This window comes from Phenylobacterium sp. LjRoot219 (assembly GCF_964252995.1).
Classification (GTDB): domain Bacteria; phylum Pseudomonadota; class Alphaproteobacteria; order Caulobacterales; family Caulobacteraceae; genus Phenylobacterium.
Window position 1 is genome coordinate 1,938,805 of sequence record NZ_CAXUQI020000001.1, and the last position, 21,597, is coordinate 1,960,401.

Consider the following 21,597-nt stretch of genomic DNA (forward strand, 5'->3'; position numbering starts at 1 on the left):
TCAGCCGCCCGTCACCCAGGTGTCCTTGGTTCCGCCGCCCTGGCTGGAGTTCACCACCAGCGACCCCGGCGTCAGCGCCACGCGGGTCAGCCCGCCCGGCGTCACCTTCACCCCGTCCGCGCCGGTCAACACGAATGGGCGCAGATCGACGTGACGCGGCTCCAGGCAGCCCTCATGCAGGGTGGGGCAGGTGGAGAGCGCCAGGGTCGGCTGGGCGATGAAGCCCTGCGGATCGGCGCGCAGCTTGGCGGCGAACTCGTCGATCTGGCCGCGGCTCGCGTGCGGCCCGACCAGCATGCCGTAGCCGCCCGAGCCGTCGACCTCCTTGACCACCAGTTCGCTCAAGTGGTCGAGCACATAGGCCAGGTGGTCAGGTTCGCGGCAGCGCCAGGTCGGCACGTTGCCGAGGATCGGATCCTGGCCCGAATAGAACCGGATCACCTCGGGCATGTAGCTGTACATCGCCTTGTCGTCGGCGACCCCTGTGCCGATCGCGTTGGCCAGCGCGACATTGCCGGCGAGGTAGGCGGAGAGCAGCCCAGGCACGCCCAGGGTCGAGTCCGCGCGGAAGAACAGCGGGTCGAGGTAGGCGTCGTCCACCCGTCGGTAGATGACGTGCACCCGGCGCGGCCCCTCGGTCGTGCGCATGTAGACGAGGTTGTCGCGCACGAAGAGGTCGGCGCCTTCGACCAGTTCGACGCCCATCTTGTCGGCCAGGAAGCTGTGCTCGTAGAAGGCCGAGTTGAACGGCCCGGGGGTCAGCACGACGATGGTCGGCTCAGACTCCGGCCCGGCGGGCGCGACCGAGCGCAGGGTCTCCAGCAGCAGGTCCGGATAGGTCTCGACCGGCGCGACGTCGGCCTTCGCCATGAGCTCGGGGAACAGCCGCAGCATCATCTCCCGGTTCTCCAACATGTAGGAGACGCCGGACGGCGTGCGGGCGTTGTCCTCCAGCACGTAGAAGTCGTCGGGCCCGGTGCGCACCAGGTCGACGCCGGCCACGTGGACGAACACACCCTTGCTCGGGCGGTGGCCCATGACCGCCAGCTGGTGCTGCGGATTGAGCCGGACCAGCTCTTCCGGGATCACGCCCGCCTTGAGGATCTCCTGGGCGCCGTAGAGGTCGGCGAGCAGGGCGTTCAGCGCCTCGACCCGCTGCACCAGGCCGCGCTCGATCCGCGACCATTCCGAACCGGTCAGCACGCGCGGGACCAGGTCGAACGGGATCAGCCGCTCCGAGCCGTTCGGGTCGCCGTAGACGTTGAAGGTGATGCCGGTGCGCCGGAACAGCAGCTCGGCCTGCGCGCGGCGGGTCGGCAGCAACTCCGGCGGCGCGGCGTCCAACCAGGCCTTGACCCGGACGTAGGCCTCACGCGGCCCGTCCCCCGGCCAACCGTTCATCTCGTCGAAGGGGGTCGACATCGAAACCGCCGTAAGCTGCACGTCGTCAGCGAAGGCGAAAGCCGAGGCGCCGCACAGGCTCCGTGGTTAAATCGGCGGCATGCGAGCTTCAGCGCCCGGAAAGCGCGCAGCGCCCGAGCCTGGGCGCCTGCAGCTTAGGCGTTCTGGAGCACTCGCACAGTCCGGCGGGCTTCGCGGAACGACACCAGCCGGCCGGCGGCCTCGTCCCACAGGCTGAGCCGAACGGCGCGGAAGCCGTCCATCAGGGTGATCCGGCTCATCGACTTCAGCGCCGGATGGTCCTCCATCACCTGCGGCAGCCGGTAGAACGGGATCTTGCTGCCGACGTGATGCACGTGGTGGGCGCCGATGTTGGCGGTGAACCAGCGCAGGACCGGCGGCATGTGCAGGTGCGAGGAGCCGCGCAGCCCGGCCTCATGCAGGCTCCAGCCTTCGTTGCGCGACCACCAGGCGCCCTCGAACTGGTGCTGGACGTAGAACAGCCACACCCCGATCGAGGCGGCGATGACGACGATCGTCAGGTGCACCACTAGGGTGGCGGCCAGGCCCGCCAGCGCGATCTGCGGCAGAACCAGGATGGCCAGGCCGAGGTTGTTGCCGAGCACCGACAGCCAGGCCCGGCCTTCGCGCATCAGACCGATCGGCGCGCGATGCTGCAGGACGAACATGTAGCCGGGGCCGAGGCCGAACATCACCAGCGGGTGGCGGTAGAGCCGGTACGCCATCCGCATGAGCCAGGGCCGCGCGCGATATTCTTCCACGGTCAGGGTGTCGACCGCGCCCAGGGTGCGCCGGTCGAGGTTGCCGGAGGTGGCGTGGTGGATGGCGTGGGTGCGGCGCCAGTAGTCGTAGGGCGTCGCCGTGAGCACCCCGATGATCCGGCCGGTCCAGGCGTTGGCCTGCGGCGAGCGGAAGAACGAGGCGTGGCCGCAGTCGTGCTGGATCAGGAACAGCCGCACCAGGAAGGCGGCGGCGGGAACGGTGAAGGCCACCCCCCACCACCAGCCATTGCTGACCGTGTAGAGCGCCAGCCCCCAGAGCAGCGCGAGCGGGACGGCGGTCACCGCGATCTCGAACAGGCTGCGGCCGTGGCTCGGCTGCTGGTAGGAGGCCAGCGCCTCTCGGAGGGCTCGCGGGTCGCGGGGTAGGCTCATACAGGCTCGCTCGAAACAGGGGCGCGCAGCGCTTAGCGGTCTAATGCGACGGATTCTGGGTCGTGTTCCATGCGCATCGAGAAAATGCCGTCAAGCTCTAGAGCGCCGGGACTTGAACCCCGCCCTGCGGCTGAATATCGCTTGTGGGCAACAGGCCGACGGCCGACAGGAGGAACAACATGCCCACCGCGATCCAAGAGGTGCCGCTGAAGACCATCACCGGCGACGACACCAAGCTCGGCGACTACGCCGGCAAGGTGCTGCTGGTGGTCAATGTCGCCTCCAAGTGCGGGCTGACGCCGCAATACGAGGCGCTCGAGACGCTCTATGCGGACAAGCGCGCCGAGGGGCTCGAGGTGCTCGGCTTCCCGGCCAACGACTTCGGCGCCCAGGAGCCCGGCACGAACGAAGAGATCCAGGACTTCTGCCGCTCGAACTTCGGGGTCGACTTCCCGATGTTCGCCAAGATCGCGGTGACGGGCGACCAGATCCATCCGCTCTACAAGACGCTCACCGAGACCTATCCGCAGGCCGCCTCGAACGCCGGCGAGGACTTCCGCGCGCGCCTGCAAGGCTATGGCATGACGCCGAATCCGGAGCCCGGCATCCTGTGGAACTTCGAGAAATTCCTGATCAACCGGAAGGGTGAGGTCGTGGCCCGGTTCGCGCCCAACGTGCCGCCGAACGATCCGATGGTGCTGGAAGCGATCGACAAGGCGCTCACCGCGGCCTGACCGGGCCTGCATTTACGCGGAGTAAACCGTCTTCGGACGAACAGTGCTCTCCAGCGAAATAGGGGGGCGCAATGAGTATGACGGCGGAGGTCGGACAGGCGGCGATGACGGACGTCCTGTCTGCCGTGGCGGGTGAACTGTTGCTCGCCCAGGGGACCTGCGCTCGACTCGACGGCGCCCTCGGCCAACTGCTGCACGCCGCCCCCGCCGACCAGCGGGGCGCGGTGATGCAGGAGTTGCACGCGGTCGATCAGCTCAACCAGCAGATCGCGGCGGTGGCCGGATTCGTCGAGCGGCTCTCCGGCAAGCTCGGCGCGAGCGTGACGATCGACGTGGCCGAGGCGCTGGGGACGATCACCCTGGGCGAGGTTGCGCAACGCATCAGCCAAGGCGTCGGCCAGGCCGCCGCGCCGATCGCCGACGTCAGCGACGACGTAGACTTTTTCTGAGGCGCAGAGCGGCGGGCGGCGACGCAACCAACGGCCGAGCCGTCGCCTTATATCTGCAGACAGTGTGCGGCGTCGGTCCGCGCGATCTGGAGATACTCGCCATGATCACCGACCAAAAATCCTTCGAAGCGGCGCTCGAACGGGTGACGGTCTTCCTCGACCAGCCGCCGCGCGAGGGGACGGCCCAGGACTACGAGTTCGCCTCGCTCCTGGAGGAGATCGCGCAGTACGAGACCGAGATCCAATCCATGCCGACGACCACAGCGCTGGACGGAGTCGTGACGCGGGCCCATGACCTGATGCGCCAGGCCGCTGACCTGCGCAGCAAGCGCGATGCCGCCCTGAAGCCGCGGTGGAGCAGTTTTCCGGAGGACGGCGAGGGGATCGGACCGACCACCGGCGTCTGACGGCCGGTCAGCCGTACTTGAGCAGGCCCAGCGCCGACTGCAGCATGACGCCGTTCGCCGACGCCCCCATCAGGTCCAGGTGGGGGGCGGGATCGGCCTGGTAGTAGAGCCGCTCCCAGTCGGTCTGCGACACGCAGCTGTCGCGCAACTGGACCGAGGCGGCGTTGCGCAGGTCTGGATTGCGCAGCCACAGGCCGCCGAACCAATCGAGATCGCGGATGATGAAGTAGTCGCGCAGGAAACTGCGGTAGGCGGCGAGGTCGGGTTCCACCGGCGGTAGACCCAATGCGCCGTGCAGCCGCCAGTGAAGGTACTGCTCGGTGCCGACGGGCTCGTCCGCCTCGTCGAACGCCGCGCCCCACTGCAGCACCAGGTCCGGCAGAGCCCCGAAGCTCATGATGTCGGAGACGTGGAACGGCATGTACCGGCGCGTCCAGACGTCCGGCGCCACGATGCGGCCGAACAGTCGGCCCGGGCGGACCGGGAAGGTGCGGTGCAGGGCGAGCAGGGACGACAGAATTCCCGGCTGGAACAGCGCCAGGTCGGTTCGGGTGAGCAGGACGTAGGACTTGCCTTCGCGCTGGGCCGCCGCAAGGACGGCGCGGGCCAGCAGCAGCTGCCGATTGCGGTTCTGCCGCCCGGGCCGGTCGGTGTCCGGAACCAGCACCACCTCGGCTGAGTCGCGCAGCGCCGCGACCAGGTCCGGCGGAGTCTGCTCCCAGGTCGCCACGAAGATCCGGGCGCTCGGATTCAGCGCCCGATAGAGCCGCACCAGGGCTGGCGTCTCCGGCGTGCAGAGCCCGCGCAGGCAGATCGCGGCGGCGGCCGTTTCGCCGTCGCTGACGGGGCCGAGCGTCGCGCCCAGTTCCGACGCCGCCAGCGCATAGCGCCAGTCCTGCCGATCGGGGACCGCGCCCAGGCTGGCGAACAGGGCCTGACGGTCGCGGCCGGTGCGCAGGATCTCCAGCTCGACCCGCGCCGGCAGAAAGCCCGCGGCCAGCTCGAGCGCTGCGGCGAAGTGGCCCGCGGCCATCTGCGGCTCGCCGAGCCGCATCAGCCCGCAAAGGTGGTGCGCGGCGACGGTGGCTTCCCGCTCCACTGAGCCTGCCGGCCATCGGTGACGGTTGCGCGCCAACGACGCCTCGGCCTCGGCCAGCCAGACCTGGTTGCCGTCGTGATGAGCGACGGCCAGGCGGAGCGCGTGGTCCCGGGGATTGTCCTGGTCGAACATGCCGAGCGCCGCGCCGCTCAGATAGTGGGTCCTGGCCGCGGCGATATCCCTGGCGGCGAGGGCCTCGGCCGCCTTGAAATGCCAGTAGCGGTAATCGTCCATCGACCGTCCCCAGCGCCGCGAGCGCAGGCGCGCGCGTTATCGTCGACCGAGTCCGCCGCCGGGGTCGAGTGTGCGGCCGTTGCCGGTGATCGCCGGCTGACATCGGTTTCCAGGCTCGATCTCGCCGGCTAATGCTCGGTCGAGAGGGAGTCGCCGTGGCCGAGACGATCGTTCAGACCTACGAGACGCGGTCGGGGCCGATGGTCGCGCTGCGGACCGACCATTACATGACCAAGGCGCTGGAGCTGTACGGCGAGTACTGCCCGGACGAATGGCGGGCGCTGCGGCAGATGATCCGTCCCGGGATGACCGTGGTGGAGGTCGGCGCCAACATGGGGACCCACAGCGTGGACATGGCCCGCGCCTGCGCGCCAGGCCCGTTCTACGCGTTCGAACCGCAGCCGCGGATCTTTCAGGTGCTGTGCGCCAACCTGGCGCTCAACGACATCGGCAACGCCTTCGCCTATCCCGAGGGCTGCGGAGAGGCCGAGGGCGTCGCTGTGGTTCCACGGCTGGACTATGCACGCGAGGGCAACTTCGGCGGCATGTCCCTGCAGCCCGACGGCGTCGCGGGCGTCAAGGTCCGCGTCCGTCCGCTCGACAGCCTCGAGCTGCCGGCCTGCGGGCTGATCAAGATCGACGTGGAGGGCTTCGAGCCGCAGGTGCTGCGCGGCGCCCGGCAGACGATCGCCCGCTGCCGCCCGGTGCTCTATGTCGAGAACGACCGCAAGGACCAGCAGCAGGAGGTGATCTCGCTGATCGCCGAGATGGGCTACCGGCTCTACTGGCACGTCCCGATGCTGTTCTCGCCGCAGAACTTCAAGGGGGTCCAGGAGAACATCTTCCCAGGGGTCGCCTCGGTGAACATGCTGTGCCTCCCCAGCGAGCGGAAAACCACGGTCCAGGGGCTGCAACAGATCGATCCGGACAACTGGACCTCGCCGGTCCAGTTCCACCGCTAAGTGCGCGCCGAGACGCGCCGGCTCAGGAGGAAACACTTGAAGACGCTTCGCGCCATCGGCCCGCTCGGGTTCGCCGTTCTGATCGTCGGCTGCGCGGCGACGAGCGCGCCGCAGGTCCCGTCGATCCAGGCCAAGCCGCCGACGGGCGCGCCCAACGTGACGCAGGGCTACTTGGCCAAGGAGGCGCGGCCGAACAGCCTGCTGCTGGTGCCGCCGCCGCCCGCGCCCGGCTCTGAAGCCATGGCCCGCGACGAGGCCGCCGCCAAGGCCGCGGTCGCCCTGCGGGGCGGTCCGCGGTGGAACGTCGCCACCAACGACGCCGAACTGAAGCTGCCGCAGGCGGCGCAGACCTTCTCCTGCGCGCTGGGCGTGAAGTTGGACCCAGCAAAGGCTCCGCACGTCTTCACCCTGCTGCAGCGCTCGCTCGGCGATCTCGGCCTGTCCACCTACGCCGCCAAGACGAAGTACATGCGGGCGCGGCCGTTCACGGCGAACGGCGCGCCGACCTGCACGCCGTCGTTCGAGCCGGTGCTGCGCAAGGACGGCTCCTATCCGTCGGGCCACAGCGCCGCGGGCTTCGGCTGGGGCATGATCCTGGCGGAGCTGGCGCCGGACCGCGGTGACCAACTGGTGGCGCGCGGCCGGGCGTTCGGCCAGAGCCGGGTGATCTGCAACGTCCACTGGCAGAGCGACGTGGAAGAGGGCCGGGTGGTGGCCGCTGCGGTCGTCGCCAGGCTGCATAGCGATCCGCAGTTCCGCGCCGACCTGGAGGCCGCTCGCGCCGAGATGGCCACGCTGCGCCAGCAAGGCACGCCGCCCGACGGCGATTGCGCCGCCGAAGCCGCCGCGCTCGCCGCCGGGTAGGGACAAGATGAGCGAAGACCCGCCGCTATCGATCCTGGGAGTCGCCGGCAGCTTGCGGCAGGGCTCGTTCAATCGGGCGCTGCTGCGCGCGGCGGTGGACCTAGCCCCCGACGGGGTGCGGATCGAGATCTTCGATCTCGCCGCAGTGCCGCTCTACAACGCCGATCTCGAGGCCGCCGGCGATCCGCCGGGCGTGGCGGCCTTCAAGCAGGCGATCCGGGCGGCCGACGGCGTCCTGCTGGCGACGCCGGAGTACAACCATGGCGTCCCGGGGGTGATGAAGAACGCGGTGGACTGGGCCTCGCGGCCGCCGCGCGACGCGGCGCTGGGTGAAAAGCCGGTCGGCGTCATCGGCGCCTCGCCGGGCATGACCGGCAGCGCCCGCGGCCAGAGCCAGCTGCGCCAGGCGTTCGAATTCACGAACTCCTTCTGCATGCCGCAGCCAGAACTGCTGGTGTTCCGCGCGCACGAGAAGTTCGACGACGACGGGCGGCTGACGGACGCCGCCACGCGCGAGCATCTGGCGCGCTACCTGACCGCCTTCGCGGCGTGGATCCGACGCTTCCGCTGAGTCTTGCCGCGTTCCCGAGGCTTGTAGGGGCGCACCGTCGGCATCACAGTGCTCCTCCACCCGCGCGGCATCGCGTGGGCAAAGAACAATAAGCGGGAGGATAGGCTGTGACGGAGATCACCGGCAAAGCCGCGGTCGTGACCGGCGGCGGCAGCGGCATCGGCATGGGGCTGGCCAAGGAATTGGCCCGCCAGGGCGCATCGGTCGCCGTGGCCGACATCCTGCTCGACAATGCGAAGAAGGTCGCCGACGAGATCAACGCCGCCGGTGGCAAGGCCGTCGCCATCCACTGCGACGTCTGCGAGCGCAGCTCGATCAAGCAGCTCAAGGCCGAGGCCAACGCCGCCCTGGGCCCCGTCCAGTTGTTGTTCGCCAACGCCGGGGCGACCTCGTTCGACCCGCTGATGGAGATGTCGGACGACGACGTCGACTGGATCATCCAGGTCAATCTGATGGGGGTGATGAACACCACCCGCGCCTTCCTGCCGGACATGATCGCAGCCGGCGACGGGCACATCGTGGCGACCGCCTCGATGGCCGGCCTGCTGCCGGGCTGGATCCCGGTGCACGTGCCCTATTCCGCGGCCAAGGCGGGGATCATCGGCTTCATGATGAACCTCGGCCTGGAGCTGAAGCAGCACAACGTCCACACCACCAGCTACTGCCCGGGCGGAGTGGCGTCGGGGATGAAGGCCAACAATTCGCGCTATCGTCCGGCGCGGTTCGGCGGCCCGAGCGAAGCCGAGCTGCAGATCACCGACGCCTCGTTCAAGCACAACGACCTAGCCTTCTTCTCGCCGGAGGCGGTCGCGCCGATGGTGCTGCGCGCCGTGCGCAACAACCGCGCCTTCGTGTTCGACCATCCCGACCAACGCCGCTACTTCCGCGAGACCTACTCCGACGTGGTCGAGGCCTGTTACGACGACGCCGACGCCTATGAGCGAGAGCAGGGGACGCCGGCGGCCAATCCGGAAGGCGCAAAGCTGATCGGCGCCGAATGACGGCCCGGCGCGATCCGCCCGTGCATCCGAAGTACCCCAACGTCTTCAGTCCGATCCGGCTGGGCCCGGTCGAGATCCCGACGCGGTTCTTCTTTGCGCCGCACGGCAGCGCGCTGAGCGCCGGGACCAAGCCGTCCGACGATCTCGTCGCCTACAGCGCCGAGCGGGTGACGGGCGGCGGTTGCGGCCTGGTGATCGTCGCTCTGGTCGCCCACGAGCGCGGCCGCACCCGCCAACCGTCGCCGCATCCGCCGGAGAACATCGCCGCCTTCCGGGTGATGGCCGACGCGATCCACGCGGCGGGCGGCAAGATCTTCGGCCAGATCTTCTACTGGTGGGGCGGCTTCGGCCAATGGCAGCCGCTCAGCCCGCCGGCGCCTTCGCTCGGGCCGTCGACCCGCCAGTTCGGCTATTCCGACCGGACGGTGTCGACCCACGCCATGGGCAAGGACGAGATCGCGGCGATGCACGCCGCCGTCCGCCGCTCGGCCGGGCACCTGCGCGAAGCGGGGTTCGACGGCGTGATGCTGCACGGCTCGCACGCCGGGCTGATCGAGCAGTTCCTCTCGCCCTATTTCAACCAGCGCACCGACGAGTACGGCGGCAACCTAGAGAACCGCATGCGCTTCCTCGTCGAGTCGCTGCAGGCGGCGCGCGAAGGGGCCGGCCCCGACCTGGCGGTCGGCATGCGGTTCAACTGCGACGAGCTGCTGCCCGGCGGCTACGGCGTGGAGACCGCGCGCGAGGTGGTCGGCGAGATCTGCGCGCGCGGGCTGGTCGACTACATCGACCTCGACGTCGGCGTGGAGCCGCAGCAGTTCCATCACGGCATGCCGACCAGCTTCGTCGCGCCGCAGCCCTACCGGCCCTTCGTCGAACAGGTGCGCCAGGCCGCCGGGGCCACCCCGGTGCTCAGCGTGCTGGGCCGGATCACCTCGATGGCCGACGCCGAGGCGGCGATCGCGGCCGGCGTCTGCGACGTGGTGGGCGCGGCGCGTCAGCTGATCGCCGAGCCGGAGTTCGTGAAGAACGCCCGCGAGGGGCGGGAAGACCGCAGCCGCACCTGCGTGGCCTGCAACTGGTGCACGGCGGCGGGCGGCGACGGCGCGCAGGGCTGTATCGTCAACCCCGCCAGCTATCGCGAGCGGCTATGGGGCGTGGCGAGCTTCGCGCCGGCCGCGCGGCCCTCGCGGGTGGTCATCATCGGCGGCGGGCCCGGCGGTCTGGAGGCCGCCCGGGTCAGCGCCATCAAGGGCCATAAGGTCACCCTGTTCGAGGCGCGCGAGCGGCTGGGTGGCGCGCTGGCGCTGTGGGCCGATCTGCCGGGGCGCGAGACCTACCGCCAGGCGGTCGACTGGTGGGCCGGCGAAGTCGCGCGGCTGGGCGTCGATGTGCGGCTGGGCGCGGCGGCGGACGCCGCCGCAGTGCTGGCCGAGCAGCCGGACGCGGTGATCGTCGCCACCGGCGCCCGCTACAGCCCGGGCGGACGCAGCATCACCTTCGACGCCGACCTGCCCGGATCCGACCGGCCGTTCGTCTACCGACCAGAGGAGATCCTGCTGGGCGGCGCGCGTCCCTCAGGCCGGGTGGTGCTGGTCGACGGGGAGGGTCTGCACGCCAGCGCTGGGATCGCCGAACTACTCGCCCTGGGCGGCGCGGACGTCACTTACGTGACCGCAGGATTCTCGCCGCTGTCGCCGCGCCTAGTCGACAGCTTCGAGGCGCGCTTCATCGTTCAGCGGCTGAAGGCGGCCGGCGTGCGGTTTGCGCCGACCACCTGGATCCGCAGCATCGGCGAGGGCGCGGTGACGCTGTATGACGTCCACACCGGGGAAGAGCGGATCGAGCCGGTCGACGCCGTGGTTCTGTCGACCGGGCGCGTTCCGCTGGACGGGCTGGCGCGCGAGCTCGAGGGACGGGTTCCGCAGCTGTTCACCATCGGCGACGCGCTCGCCGCCCGTCCGCTGGCGACGGCGCCCTACGAGGGACAGAAGTTCGCGCGGCTGATCGGCGAGCCCGGGGCGCCGTCCACGGTCTGCGACGCCTTCTTCCGGCCCGATGAGCCGGAGCTGACGCCGTATCCGGCGGACGTGCTGCGGGCGCGCGCTTAAGAGCGCGGGCCTAAGAGGCTGTCATCCCGGAACGCGCTTAGCGCGTGTCCGGGATCCAAGAACATGGCGATTGCAGTCTGGCGCTAGTCTGGCCGCGCCATGTTCTTGGATCCCGGTCTTCTTCTTGGATCCCGGTCTTCGCTCCGCGAAACCGGGATGACAGCAATGGGTGGCTATCGGCTTGCCCGCTCCAGCCGCGCCACCGCCTGGTCGAGTTGGGCCATGGTCTCGGTCAGCAGCTGCTTCAGCCGCCGGACATCGTCCGCAGGCGAGGCGGCCTTCGGCGTCGGCAGCAGGCCGTGCAGGAACAGCCGGATGCTGTAGCGGGTGCGGCGGTCGATGGTCGCGCGGTCGTGGGCCACGCCCCAGGCCGCGGTGTTCGCCGGGCCGCCGACGACCAGGGCCAGGAAGGCGTCGGCCGCGTCCTCCGCCTCGGCGAAATCGGCGCCCAGGCGACGGCGGAACAGGTCGGCCAGATAGGCGACGGTCTGATCGGTGCCCTGGTGCACGGTGTAGTCGCCAATCTCCGGCATGCGGCCGGACTCGGCGTTGGTCAGCCGCAGCAGCCTGAGGCCCGCCGGGCTGAGGATGTTGTCGACCAGGATCTGGCCGATCGCCAGCAGGCTGGTCTCCAGGTCGTCCGTCTCCGCCGCGCGCAGGCGTTCGACCGGCACGATCCAGTCCTCGATCGCCCGTTGCAGCGCGGCCTTGAACAGCGCCGTCTTGTCGCCGTAGCGCAGATAGACGGTGCGCTTGGCCATGCCGGCCGAGGCGGTGATCGCCTCGATGCTGGTGCGCTCGAAGCCCTGCTCGAGGAACAGGTCGAGCGCCTTGTCGAGAAACTGCTCATTGCTCAACGACGGCCGCCGGGGGCGCCGTTCGCGGGCGGTCGGCGGCGGCTCGTCGACGAGGCTCTCGGGCGTCTGGTTCGGGCTCATTCCACAGGTCTGCATGTCGGCGGCGGCGACGTCCACTCCGCTCACTGAAACGTGTGAGGTGCTAGCTAGGTAGCACGAATTCTTGGCGAAGTCGCCCCTTGGATCTGCCGTTGAAACGGGTAAGGTGACAACAAGGCGCGAACATCAGCGCCGCGGGAGGAAACGCTTGGGCCGGCTGGGCCGATGGCGCGCGTCGCAGTGTGCGACGCCGACGCGGCTTGGCCGGTCCGGTGGTCCCCCTCCGTTTTGAGAGGGCGAGAGGAATGCCGCTGGAAGCCGTCAACCTGAAGCCGAGCATCGGCTCCGAACTCAAGGTCACCGCCGGAATGCTCGCCGAGGGCGGGCTGGCCCGGGAGATCCGCGACCTGCTGGTGCAGCGCGGCGTGCTGATCGCCCGCGACGTTCACCTCAACGACGACCAGCAGCGCGCCTTCACCCGATCCCTTGGCGACCTGCGCCTCGGCACCGTCCGCAAGGAGGGCGAGGAGGGGCTGATGAAGGTCACCATGGATAAGAAAGTGAACCCCGAATACGCGGAGTTCTTTCCCGGCACCTTCTTCTGGCACATGGACGGCACCTATGACGCGGTGCCGCCATTCGCCACCGTGCTGACCCCGCGGGTGCTGTCGGCGGAAGGCGGCCAGACCGAATTCGCCAACACCTACGCGGCCTACGACGCCTTGGCCGAGGACGAGAAGGCCTACTTCGAGACCCTGCAGGTGGTGCACACCATGCAGGCGGCGATGTTCCCGGCGGTCCCCGACGTGCCGGTCAGCCAGATGCAGAAGTGGTTCACCTATCCGGAGCGAGTCCATCCGCTGGTCTGGCGCCACAAGTCCGGCCGCAAGTCGCTGGCGCTCAGCACCTCGGCGTCGCACGTCGTCGGCCTGCATCCGGCCGATAGCCGCGGGCTGCTCGACCGCCTGATCGCCCACACCACCCAGCCGCAGTTCGTCTACCGCCACGATTGGCGGATGGGCGACGTGCTCATCTGGGACAACACCGGCACCATCCACCGGGTGCGCCCCTACGACGCCGGCAGCGGGCGCGAACTGCACCGCTTCACCCTCAACGGCGAAGAGCCGATCTCGGCGGCCTAAGCCTGTCGAACACGCGCAGAAAAATCACTCAGGGGCGGAAAGAAGTCAGCTCATGCAAGTCGGCATCCATCTGGGATTTCAGAACCTTCACGGCATTCCCGACGCCGAGTTCTTCAGGAAGGAGACGCAGCTCGCCATTGAAGCCGAAGCGATGGGCTTCGATTTTGCGGCGGCGGTCGAACACCATTTCACCGACTACGCGGCGTGCCCGGATCCGATTCAGGTGCTGACCTATGTCGCGGCGAAGACCAAGACCATCAAGCTGATGCCGGCGGCGGTGATCCTGCCCTGGAACGATCCGCTGCGGGTGGTCGAGAAGACCCTGATGCTCGACCATCTGAGCGAGGGCCGGGTGATCCTCGGCATGGGTCGGGGCGCCGCGCGCCGGGAGTTCAAGGGCTTCCGGGTCGACCTCGCCGACTCGCGCGAGATGTTCGACGAGGCCGCGCTGATCATCATGAACGGCCTGGAGACCGGCTACGTCGAGGCCGACACCAAGTGGTACAAGCAGCCGCGCGTCGAAGTGCGGCCGCGGCCAGCCAAGTCCTTCCGGGACCGTACCGTGATGGTCAGCATGTCGCCCTCGTCGGCCGAGGTCGCCGCCCAGTACGGGCTGAAGGCGCTGCGGTTCTCGCAAGGCGACTGGAGCCACGCGCTTCCGGAAATCCGGGCCTATCGCTCGACCTTCAACGAACTGCACGGCCGGCCGGCCCCGCCCTTCGTCATCAGCGACTTCATCGTCTGCTTCGACACCATGGATAAGGTCGTCGAGTACACGGACAAGTATTTCGCGGCCCAGTTCGCCCAGGTCGCCCACCACTACGAGTTCGGCGGCGAGCACTTCAAGTCGCTGCCATCCTACTCGACCTACGTCACCTTGGGCGAGTTGTCGGCCGCCGCGGGCGGACCCGACAAGGCCTACAAGGACTACGTCGGCGGCAACCTGATCGGCACGCCCGAACAGATGTGGGAGAAGCACCTCATCCGCAAGGAGATGGTTGGCGACTACGAGATCATCGCCAACTTCAGCTTCGGCGGCATGCCCTACGAGCTGGTCTACGAGCAGATGAAGCTCTTCGCCGACAAGGTCATGCCGCGGCTCAAGGGTTAGGCGCGCCGCGCGCATGCCCACGGCCGCCCTCCAGGATCCCGCGCCCATGCATCCGAAGTATCCGAACGTCTTCAGCCCGTTCCGGCTCGGTCCGGTCGAACTGAAGAACCGCTTCTACTCTTCGCCGCATGCGGTGCCGCTGAACTGGCTGGGCGCGCCGACGCCGGACTACGTCGAGTACGTCGCGACGCGGGCCAGGGGCGGCTGCGGGCTGATCATCCTCAGCATGGCGGCGCTGCATCGCGCAAAGTCGATCTGGCCCTGCCCGCATCCCGACGAGAACGTGCCGGCGTTCCGCGCCCTGGCGGATGCGGTGCATGCGGCGGGCGGCAAGATCTTCGGCGAGCCCTGGTACTTCTGGGGCCAGCCGGGCCAGTGGCAGCCGTTCAGTCCGCCGGCCCCGGCGCTCAGTCCCTCGGTGTCGCAGTTCAGCTACCTCGACCGCCGGGCGACCACCCGGGAGATGACCAAGGACGAGATCCGCCGGATGGTCGCCACCTTCGCGGAATCGACCGCCAACCTGCGCGAGGCCGGCTTCGACGGGGTGATGATGCACGTGTCGCACGGCGCCGTGCTGGAACAGTTCCTGTCGCCCTACTTCAACCGTCGCACCGACGAATACGGCGGCTCGCTCGAAAACCGCATGCGCATCGTCATGGAGACCCTCGAGGCGGTGCGCGCGGCGGCGGGCCCGCAGATGGCGGTCGGCCTGCGGCTGAACTGCGACGAACTGCTGGAGGGCGGCTACCGGACCAGCGACGCCTATCAATTCCTGCAGCGGATCGCGCACTCTGGGCTGATCGACTACGTCGACCTCGACGTCGCCATCGAGCCCGACCAGTTCTGGATGGGGATGCCGCCAGTGTTCCTGGAGAAGCAGGTCTACCGGCCTTACGTCGAGCAGGTGCGCGAGGCGGCGGGCAAGGTCCCGGTGCTCTGCGTGATGGGCCGGCTGACCTCGATCGCCGAGGCCGAAGCGGTGCTGGCCTCCGGGGTCTGCGACCTGGTGGGGGCGGCGCGCGCGCTGATCGCCGAGCCGGAGCTGGTCAACCACGCCCGCGACGGGCTGGAGGACCGCAGCCGCACCTGCATCGCCTGCAACTGGTGCCTGGAGGCGCTGCTGGACGGCGCCCAGACCTGCACCGTCAATCCGACCGCCTGGCGCGAGCGCTACTGGGGCGAAGGCTCGATCACCCCGGCCGCCACCCGGGCTAAGACCATTGTCGTCGGCGGCGGCCCGGCTGGGCTCGAGGCGGCGCGGGTTGCGGCGCTTCGCGGCCATGAGGTCGAGCTCTGGGAGGCGCGCGACCGGCTGGGCGGGGCCTTGGCGCTCTGGGCCAGCCTGCCGGGCCGCGAGTTCTTCCTGAAGAGCGTCGAGTGGTGGGAGCGCGAGTTGCGGCGGCTCGGCGTGACGATCCAACTCGGGACCACCGCGACGGCCGCGGCGATCCTCGAGCGGGAGCCGGACGCGGTGATCCTGGCGACCGGCGCGCTCTACAGCCGCGAAGGCCACAGCAATTTCCGCGACCTGCCGATCGCCGGCCACGACCGGGCCTTCGTCTGCCGGCCGGAAGACGTCCTGCTTGGCGCGGTGCGGCCCTCGGGCAAGGTCGTCATTCTCGACGGCGAGGGGATCAACGCCGGCGTCGGCGTCGCCGAGGTCCTCGCCGGCCGCGGTTGTACGGTAGAGTTCCTGACCCCCGGTCTGTCGCCGGTCTCAGGGCGGGTTCACGCCGCGGAGGAGGGGCGCTTCATCATCCGGCGGCTGCACGCCGCGGGCGTGAAGGTCTCACCCTCGACCTATGTCCGGACGATCGGCGAGGGAGAGCTCCTCGCCTATGACGTCGTCACCGAGGAAGAACGGGTAATTGCCGGCGTCGACACCCTGGTGCTGGCGACCGGCCGGATGGCGGTCAACACGCTGGAGCAGGAGCTCGAGGGCAAGGTGGCGCAGCTCTTCCCGATCGGCGACGCGGTCTCCGCGCGGATGTGGGCGACGGCCAGCTACGAGGGCCACCTGTTCGCGCGCTTCATCGGCGAACCGGATGCGCCGCGGTCGCTGGCAGACGTCTATTTCGGTGGCGACGAAGTGCAGCTGATGGCCCTGCCGGAGGCGACCCGCCGGGCGCTGCAGCCCTCCTGAAGAAAAAGGAAGCTCACCCCGCGCAATGGCGGGATGAGCTTCCGGGGAGAGGTCTAGTTGAACGGCCGCACGGTCAGGCGCAGCCAGACTTCGCGGCCGCGGTCCATGTAGCAGGCGACCTCGTCGATGCCGGCCGGCCCGCGGGTCGTGCCGCCGGTCACCTGGCCGCCGAGCACCGAGCCGTTGGCGATGTTCGAGACCGAGCAGTTGCCGGTGGTCAGCTCGCCGCCAAGGTTCTTGCCGATCAGCGCGAACTCCCAGCGCTCCTCGGGGCCGCGGAATGTGAGGCTGAGGTCGGTCTTGATGAAGCCGCGCTGGTAGAAGTCGTCGCGCAGGCCGAGCACGGTCAGGTATTTCGACGAGTACTGGTTCTCGTTGGCCAGCACGACGCTCATGCCGTGGCCGATGTCGGTCTCGTAGCTGAAGCCGAAGTTGGCCTGCCAGTCGGGCGCGCGGACCAGCGGCCGGCCCTCGAGGTTCTGACCGGTGAAGAGACCGGTGGCCGGATTGAGCGCCTGGTTGCAGCCCTCGCCGACCGACTGGCCGCCCCAGCAGGGGACGTTGTTGAGGGTCTTGAAGCGGGCGTGGTTCCAGGCCACCGCGCCGTGCACCTCCAGTCCCTCGAGCTGCGGCGGACGGTAGGAGACGTCGAAGTCGACGCCGTAGACCAGCGCCGAGCCGGCGTTCAGCGTGCGCGCCACCGGCACGCCGTTCTGCGCCGGTTCGTTCACGCCGACCTGCAGGCCGGTGTAGCGGTAGTCGTAGGCGGAGAGGTTCATCGCCAGCCGGCGGTCCAGCAGCCGCGACTTCAGGCCGATTTCGCCGCCCTCCACCTTCTCGTCGCCGAACGAGATGTCGGGCCGCACGCCGCTCAGCGGATTGAGGTTGAACGAGCCCGACTTGAAGCCCTTCTTCAGCGAGCCGAACACCGTCAGATCGTCGGTCGGCCGATAGGTGACGGTCAGCTCCGGCGAGACGTTGTCCGACTGGATCTTCGGCACTGCGATCGGGAAGGCCACCGGCGCGCCGGTGATCAGGTTGAAGGGCGCGTTGGACCGCTCCTCGTCGGTCCAGCGGGCGCCGCCGGCCACTTCGAGCTGATCCGTCACCGCCCAGCGCAGCTGGCCGAACGCCGAGACCGACTTGATGTCGATATTGTGGACGTAGGACGCCAGGAACCGCGGCAGCCGGATCGCGGTGTTGCCGAACAGCGTCGTGCGATTGGTGATCTCGCCGTCCTGGTAGAAGGCGCCCAGGGTGAAGTTCAGCGGGCCGGTGAAGTCCGAGTTGGCGCGGACCTCCTGGGTGAAGTCCTCGCGGTCGAACGAGGTGTCGGAGACCAGGCCCGGTCCGGCGTAGGTCGACAGGCTGCCGTTGAGCGAGCTTTCGGTTTCGACCCGGTAGTAGCCGGTCGTCGAGTTGAGGGTGATCTCCGGCGTCGGGCTGTAGTTCAGCTCGAGCACGCCGAACTGCTGGTTGGTGGTCCGGTACGGCTCGCCGCCATTGCGGACGCCGAGGAAGGCGGCCGGATCCATGTTCACCGTGCGCAGGGTGCGGTTCTTGACGCAGTCCTCGCCGCCACCAAGGAACGGCACGCCGCTCGGGGCGCTGACGCGGTCGGGGCAGGAGATGATCTGGCCGGCGTCGCCGCCGATGACCCGGTCGCGAACCCAGTTGAGCTTGAGGCGGGCGTTGAACTGCGAGGTCGGGCGCCACACCGCAGTGCCGCGCAGCATATGGCTGCGGGTGGTCGGGGCCGAGCGCTTCTCGGGCGCGAGCGCGCCGGTGCCGGGCGCGGCGATCGCCTCGTTCCGGTAATAGCCGTCGGCGACGTCGTAGAGCGCCGCGAGGCGCAGGCCCAGCGTGTCGGTGACCGGGCCGGAGACGATCAGTTCGGCGCGGTTCTCCTCGGCCATGATCTCGTGCCCGTAGCGGCCGATCACCTCGAACTCGCTGCCGGGGTCGGCGGTGCGGATGGCAATCACGCCGCCCGGGCTGTTCTTGCCGTAGAACAGCGCCTGCGGGCCCTTCAGCACCTCGACCTGGGCGACGTCGAACATGCCGCTCGAGTAGGCCAGGCCCTGGCTGAGCTGCAGGCCGTCGAGATTCAGCGACACCGACTGGTCGACGCCGGCGTTCGAGGTCGAGGTGCCGATGCCGCGCAGCGAGACCTGAGTGCCGAGCGCGCCGATCGCCGAGCCGAGCGAGAGGCTGGGCACCAGCTTGGAGATATCCTTCAGGTCCTGGGTCTGCATCCGCTCGAGCTGGGCCTGGCCGATCGCGGTCTCGATGACCGGGACGTTCAGGATCGACTCCTGCCGCTTGCGGGCGGTGACGATGATCTCGCCGATCTCGGTCTCCTGCGCCGCCGCCAGGGTCGGCGCGGCGGAGACGCATGCGGTGGCGGCGAGCAGCCAGTTCCTGAGTTTCATCAGTTTTTCCCCTCTAGTCTTGTTGTTCGAGATGAATCGCGGCCGACCGCGATCGTCAGGGATCAGCGGCCAGCATCAGCGGGGCTTGGGCGCGGGGGCGGGCGCAGCGAACTCGGCGGCGTGCCGGTCAAGCGCGCGCGGCCAGCGTCTGTCGCGATGAGTCCTGCACGGCATGGCGCCCCTCCCGTCGTCCGGCGGCTTCTACGGCCGCGCTCGTTCGGCGAGCCGACTACCGGAGGCGAAATGCCGTTGCAACTAACGAAATCCCGAATAACGGGGTTCTCAAGTGGCGCAAGGGTGCGCACCCCCAGGTAGGTGTGGCCTGAAGCTGGAACATCCCTAGGTCGAAATTTGACGCTTTTGCGTCAGGCCCTGGCCGAGCGTCCCGTCGTGTAGGCGGTGATGCGATCGCAGGCCTCGCGCAGGCGCTGGCCGATCCGGCCGACCTCGGCTCCGGACGTCGTGTAGGTGAATCCGTTCAGTCCGAGGATAAAGGCCACGCGTCGCTTGGCGTCGAACACCGGCGCCAGCAGCGAGATCAGCGCGTATTCTTCGTCGGGGACCAAGGCGGTGACCTGGCTGACGGGATATTCCTGGCTTTCGCCGCCGAACAGCTGGTCGGGCGCCCAGTGCGGGGCCGTGTAGCGCGAATTGCGGACGGCGAAGGTGAAGCCGTGCGCCCGCGCGAACTCCATGCTCTCGAGCATGGTCGCCTTCAGCTCCGGCTTCGGCGGCGGCGTCAGCGTGTCCAGCCAGCGCTCCACCTCGGTCATCGGCGACCAGGCGTAGAACACGCCGCCGAACGGCGGGCGCAGCTTCATCCGCACGTCCTTCGGCGTGGACCAGCCGAGGTGATGCATCGACGCGGCGCGCTCGCGGACCACCACGACGTCGTCGTCCTGGAAGATCGCCGAGCAGATCACCTCGAACTCGTTGGCCAGGGCGCGCATCTCGCTCTGGGCGATCTGCAGCGGCGAAGCGTGCTGCGCCGCGATCTGGCCGATGTGGGCGATCTGCGGGCCCAGCACATAGGTCTTGTCGTTCGAGCGGTAGAGGAAGCCCTCTTCCACGAGGCTGCACAGCAATGCGTGGCAGGTCGCTCGGCTCATCTTCAGGGCGCGGACAAGATCACTGACCGTGAAGGCCTGATCCGGATGATCCGCCATCACGTTGAGGATGGCGGCGACGCGATGAACGCCCGGAGATAACTGGGTCATGTGTCCTGGAGAGCTGGGCCTCCGGCGCGATACGGCGTGTCTGTTCCTGCGTCAATCGGGCCATATCGGCGATCGGTCAAAGCGGACGTGGCGGGATCACCGTGACGAGCAGGCCGCCGTCTTGCGCATTGGCGATTCCCAGGTCGCCGCCGAAACGGGTCAGCAGGCGCGACGCGGTCGGTACGCCGAGCCCAAAGCCTGCGGTGTCGCGCGAACGGGCGCGGTCGCCGCGGAAGAACGGCTCGTAGATGTGGCCGAGATCCTCGGCCGGCATCCCCGCGCCGTGGTCGCGGATCAGGATCTGCGGCTCGCCCGCTGTCGCCTCCACGCTCAGCTCGGCGCCGCCGCCGTGACGCACGGCGTTGTCGACCAGCCGCCGCAAGGCTTCCTCCAACGGTCCGCGGTGCGTCGGCAGGACCAGGGTTTCGGGGCCGCAGTAGCCGGCCCGGTCGCCGAAGGCGGCGGCGACGCTGCGCGTCAGGGCGGCGATGTCCACCGGCTCGGCGGCGCTCACCTGATGCTGCGCCCGAAGGTAGGCGCTGAGCGAACTGAGCATCTGGTCGAGCTCCTCGACATTTCCGGCGATCAGGTCGCGGATGTCGTCCGGCTCGGCGAACTGCGCCGCCAGTTGGATGCGCGCCAGCGGCGTGCGCAGGTCGTGACTGATCGCCTCCATCGAGCGCGCCTGGTCCTCGATCAAACCGGCGATGCGGTCCTGCATCTCGTTGAACGCCCGGCCCAGGTCGCTGAGGTCGGCGGAGCCCGCGACGCGCACCGGCGTGCGCCGGCCGCCGCCGAAGGCGCGCGCGGCCTGGGCCAGGTTGCGCAACGGGCGGCCGAGTTGGCCGAGCACGAACAGCGCAAAACCCAGGCCGAGCGCGGCGAACAGCACCGTCATCAGACTGACGCGCACTGCCATCGGCCAGACCCGGGCGAAGTCGCGCGAGCGGAAACTGAGCCAGCGGCCGTCCTCCAGCCGCATCACGCCGACCAGGTCTTGGCCATTGGCGCTGCGTCGGGTCCATAGCGACAGGTCGGCGCCGGCGAGCTCCGGCTCCCAGTGCAGGATTGCGCGCCGGATCGCCGCTGCGCCCGGGTCGGGCGCCGTCTCAGGCTTCAGCGGCGTCCGGGTCACGGCCGCCTCCAGGTAGCGGGTGGTCATGACCTCGCCGGCGTTCTGTCCGCCGTCGCGCGTCAGCGCATCGACCCGGCGGCTGACCACCAGCAGTTCGGCGACCCGCCGGGCGTGGTCCTCCCGCAGCGCCTCGCGGTCGATCCAGGCGTAGAAGGAGATGCTGGCGGCCAGCTGCAGGCCCAGGATGGCGGCCACCACGACCATCGAGCGCCCGACCAGGCTCTTCGGCCAAATTCGCAAAATCCGCCTCCGCCCTTGCACCCGGCTGGGAAAGAGGTGGTCGCAAGGCCGCTTTGCCGCGGCGTATCAGCTGTGTTGCGTAGTGTGTCTGGCCAAACGGTCCGGGGAACGGCCTCGCTCGCAAATGAGGGGTTTTCCGACCGGCTGGGGGGTGAAAACCCGAATGGCCGCTCGGCTGGCGAAGGTCTGTCATAGGTGAACCATCGCGCGGACCGTCGCACCGATGGAGCGGAGCCTTTCTTGTCACGCGGGCGCCGCCGAACCGTGGGCGGG

The 21,597-nt window shown here is 69.2% G+C and carries 18 protein-coding genes; 11 read left to right on the forward strand and 7 right to left on the reverse strand.

Going from position 1 to position 21,597, the window contains the following annotated elements; genetic code table 11:
• The gene (locus tag ACSQ14_RS09560; protein WP_436012056.1) at positions 1-1,422 is read right to left on the reverse strand and encodes a circularly permuted type 2 ATP-grasp protein; all 1,422 of its coding nucleotides are present in this window, start codon (positions 1,420-1,422) and stop codon (positions 1-3) included.
• A 134-nt stretch (positions 1,423-1,556) separates the two neighbouring features.
• Positions 1,557-2,576, reverse strand: a complete 1,020-nt coding sequence (locus ACSQ14_RS09565; protein WP_436012058.1) for a fatty acid desaturase — start codon at positions 2,574-2,576, stop codon at positions 1,557-1,559.
• A gap of 179 nt (positions 2,577-2,755) precedes the next feature.
• Here ACSQ14_RS09565 and ACSQ14_RS09570 point away from each other — a divergent pair, with 179 nt between their 5' ends.
• The 3 genes from ACSQ14_RS09570 (at position 2,756) to ACSQ14_RS09580 (ending at position 4,166) form a co-directional block, all read left to right on the forward strand.
• The gene (locus ACSQ14_RS09570; protein ID WP_436012060.1) at positions 2,756-3,310 is read left to right on the forward strand and encodes a glutathione peroxidase; all 555 of its coding nucleotides are present in this window, start codon (positions 2,756-2,758) and stop codon (positions 3,308-3,310) included.
• Between the two features lie 77 nt (positions 3,311-3,387).
• Positions 3,388-3,759: a hypothetical protein gene (locus ACSQ14_RS09575; RefSeq protein WP_436012062.1), complete on the forward strand. Its 372-nt coding sequence runs from the start codon at positions 3,388-3,390 to the stop codon at positions 3,757-3,759.
• 101 nt (positions 3,760-3,860) lie between these two features.
• Positions 3,861-4,166 (forward strand): hypothetical protein, encoded by a 306-nt coding sequence (locus tag ACSQ14_RS09580; protein WP_436012064.1) that lies wholly within the window; start codon positions 3,861-3,863, stop codon positions 4,164-4,166.
• A 7-nt stretch (positions 4,167-4,173) separates the two neighbouring features.
• Here the strand turns inward: ACSQ14_RS09580 and ACSQ14_RS09585 are convergent, their stop codons facing one another.
• Positions 4,174-5,499 carry a hypothetical protein gene (locus ACSQ14_RS09585; RefSeq protein ID WP_436012066.1) on the reverse strand — a complete coding sequence of 442 codons (1,326 nt, stop codon included), beginning with the start codon at positions 5,497-5,499 and terminating at the stop codon, positions 4,174-4,176.
• A gap of 155 nt (positions 5,500-5,654) precedes the next feature.
• Between ACSQ14_RS09585 and ACSQ14_RS09590 the strand changes: the two genes are divergently transcribed.
• From ACSQ14_RS09590 to ACSQ14_RS09610, 5 genes are all read left to right on the forward strand, one after another.
• Complete coding sequence (locus tag ACSQ14_RS09590; protein ID WP_436012068.1) at positions 5,655-6,461, forward strand: FkbM family methyltransferase; 807 nt, start codon at positions 5,655-5,657, stop codon at positions 6,459-6,461.
• 36 nt (positions 6,462-6,497) lie between these two features.
• Complete coding sequence (locus tag ACSQ14_RS09595; protein ID WP_436012070.1) at positions 6,498-7,325, forward strand: acid phosphatase; 828 nt, start codon at positions 6,498-6,500, stop codon at positions 7,323-7,325.
• A 7-nt stretch (positions 7,326-7,332) separates the two neighbouring features.
• Positions 7,333-7,896 carry an NADPH-dependent FMN reductase gene (locus ACSQ14_RS09600; protein WP_436012072.1) on the forward strand — a complete coding sequence of 188 codons (564 nt, stop codon included), beginning with the start codon at positions 7,333-7,335 and terminating at the stop codon, positions 7,894-7,896.
• 107 nt (positions 7,897-8,003) lie between these two features.
• Positions 8,004-8,897: an SDR family oxidoreductase gene (locus ACSQ14_RS09605; RefSeq protein ID WP_436012074.1), complete on the forward strand. Its 894-nt coding sequence runs from the start codon at positions 8,004-8,006 to the stop codon at positions 8,895-8,897.
• Positions 8,894-11,008, forward strand: a complete 2,115-nt coding sequence (locus ACSQ14_RS09610; protein ID WP_436012076.1) for an FAD-dependent oxidoreductase — start codon at positions 8,894-8,896, stop codon at positions 11,006-11,008. Before ACSQ14_RS09605 ends, ACSQ14_RS09610 begins: the two co-directional genes overlap by 4 nt.
• A 173-nt stretch (positions 11,009-11,181) precedes the next feature.
• Here the strand turns inward: ACSQ14_RS09610 and ACSQ14_RS09615 are convergent, their stop codons facing one another.
• On the reverse strand, positions 11,182-11,982 hold the full coding sequence (locus ACSQ14_RS09615) for a TetR/AcrR family transcriptional regulator (RefSeq protein ID WP_436012078.1): 801 nt from the start codon (positions 11,980-11,982) through the stop codon (positions 11,182-11,184).
• A gap of 227 nt (positions 11,983-12,209) precedes the next feature.
• On the opposite strand from ACSQ14_RS09615, the gene ACSQ14_RS09620 reads away from it, so the two are divergent.
• The 3 genes from ACSQ14_RS09620 to ACSQ14_RS09630 are packed head-to-tail and all read left to right on the forward strand — an operon-like array spanning position 12,210 to position 16,300.
• Positions 12,210-13,046, forward strand: a complete 837-nt coding sequence (locus tag ACSQ14_RS09620; RefSeq protein ID WP_436012080.1) for a TauD/TfdA dioxygenase family protein — start codon at positions 12,210-12,212, stop codon at positions 13,044-13,046.
• A gap of 52 nt (positions 13,047-13,098) precedes the next feature.
• Entirely contained in the window at positions 13,099-14,157 is a 1,059-nt protein-coding gene (locus ACSQ14_RS09625; protein WP_436012082.1) for an LLM class flavin-dependent oxidoreductase, read from the forward strand.
• A 46-nt stretch (positions 14,158-14,203) separates the two neighbouring features.
• Positions 14,204-16,300: an FAD-dependent oxidoreductase gene (locus ACSQ14_RS09630; RefSeq protein WP_436012084.1), complete on the forward strand. Its 2,097-nt coding sequence runs from the start codon at positions 14,204-14,206 to the stop codon at positions 16,298-16,300.
• Between the two features lie 53 nt (positions 16,301-16,353).
• Here the strand turns inward: ACSQ14_RS09630 and ACSQ14_RS09635 are convergent, their stop codons facing one another.
• The 3 genes from ACSQ14_RS09635 to ACSQ14_RS09645 form a co-directional block, all read right to left on the reverse strand.
• Entirely contained in the window at positions 16,354-18,732 is a 2,379-nt protein-coding gene (locus ACSQ14_RS09635) for a TonB-dependent receptor (RefSeq protein WP_436012086.1), read from the reverse strand.
• A 365-nt stretch (positions 18,733-19,097) separates the two neighbouring features.
• Complete coding sequence (locus ACSQ14_RS09640) at positions 19,098-19,949, reverse strand: IclR family transcriptional regulator (protein ID WP_436012088.1); 852 nt, start codon at positions 19,947-19,949, stop codon at positions 19,098-19,100.
• A gap of 76 nt (positions 19,950-20,025) precedes the next feature.
• On the reverse strand, positions 20,026-21,324 hold the full coding sequence (locus ACSQ14_RS09645) for an ATP-binding protein (protein ID WP_436012090.1): 1,299 nt from the start codon (positions 21,322-21,324) through the stop codon (positions 20,026-20,028).
• Between the last annotated feature and the right edge of the window lie 273 nt (positions 21,325-21,597).

Excerpts from the sequence above, each read along its gene's own strand:
- ACSQ14_RS09570 (WP_436012060.1), top strand. The coding sequence starts at position 2,756 with ATGCCCACCGCGATCCAAGAGGTGCCGCTGAAGACCATCACCGGCGAC.
- ACSQ14_RS09635 (WP_436012086.1), bottom strand. The coding sequence starts at position 18,732 with ATGAAACTCAGGAACTGGCTGCTCGCCGCCACCGCATGCGTCTCCGCC.
- ACSQ14_RS09585 (WP_436012066.1), bottom strand. The coding sequence starts at position 5,499 with ATGGACGATTACCGCTACTGGCATTTCAAGGCGGCCGAGGCCCTCGCC.
- ACSQ14_RS09620 (WP_436012080.1), top strand. The coding sequence starts at position 12,210 with ATGCCGCTGGAAGCCGTCAACCTGAAGCCGAGCATCGGCTCCGAACTC.
- ACSQ14_RS09565 (WP_436012058.1), bottom strand. The coding sequence starts at position 2,576 with ATGAGCCTACCCCGCGACCCGCGAGCCCTCCGAGAGGCGCTGGCCTCC.
- ACSQ14_RS09560 (WP_436012056.1), bottom strand. The coding sequence starts at position 1,422 with ATGTCGACCCCCTTCGACGAGATGAACGGTTGGCCGGGGGACGGGCCG.
- ACSQ14_RS09625 (WP_436012082.1), top strand. The coding sequence starts at position 13,099 with ATGCAAGTCGGCATCCATCTGGGATTTCAGAACCTTCACGGCATTCCC.
- ACSQ14_RS09580 (WP_436012064.1), top strand. The coding sequence starts at position 3,861 with ATGATCACCGACCAAAAATCCTTCGAAGCGGCGCTCGAACGGGTGACG.
- ACSQ14_RS09610 (WP_436012076.1), top strand. The coding sequence starts at position 8,894 with ATGACGGCCCGGCGCGATCCGCCCGTGCATCCGAAGTACCCCAACGTC.
- ACSQ14_RS09575 (WP_436012062.1), top strand. The coding sequence starts at position 3,388 with ATGACGGCGGAGGTCGGACAGGCGGCGATGACGGACGTCCTGTCTGCC.
- ACSQ14_RS09600 (WP_436012072.1), top strand. The coding sequence starts at position 7,333 with ATGAGCGAAGACCCGCCGCTATCGATCCTGGGAGTCGCCGGCAGCTTG.
- ACSQ14_RS09640 (WP_436012088.1), bottom strand. The coding sequence starts at position 19,949 with ATGACCCAGTTATCTCCGGGCGTTCATCGCGTCGCCGCCATCCTCAAC.
- ACSQ14_RS09630 (WP_436012084.1), top strand. The coding sequence starts at position 14,204 with ATGCATCCGAAGTATCCGAACGTCTTCAGCCCGTTCCGGCTCGGTCCG.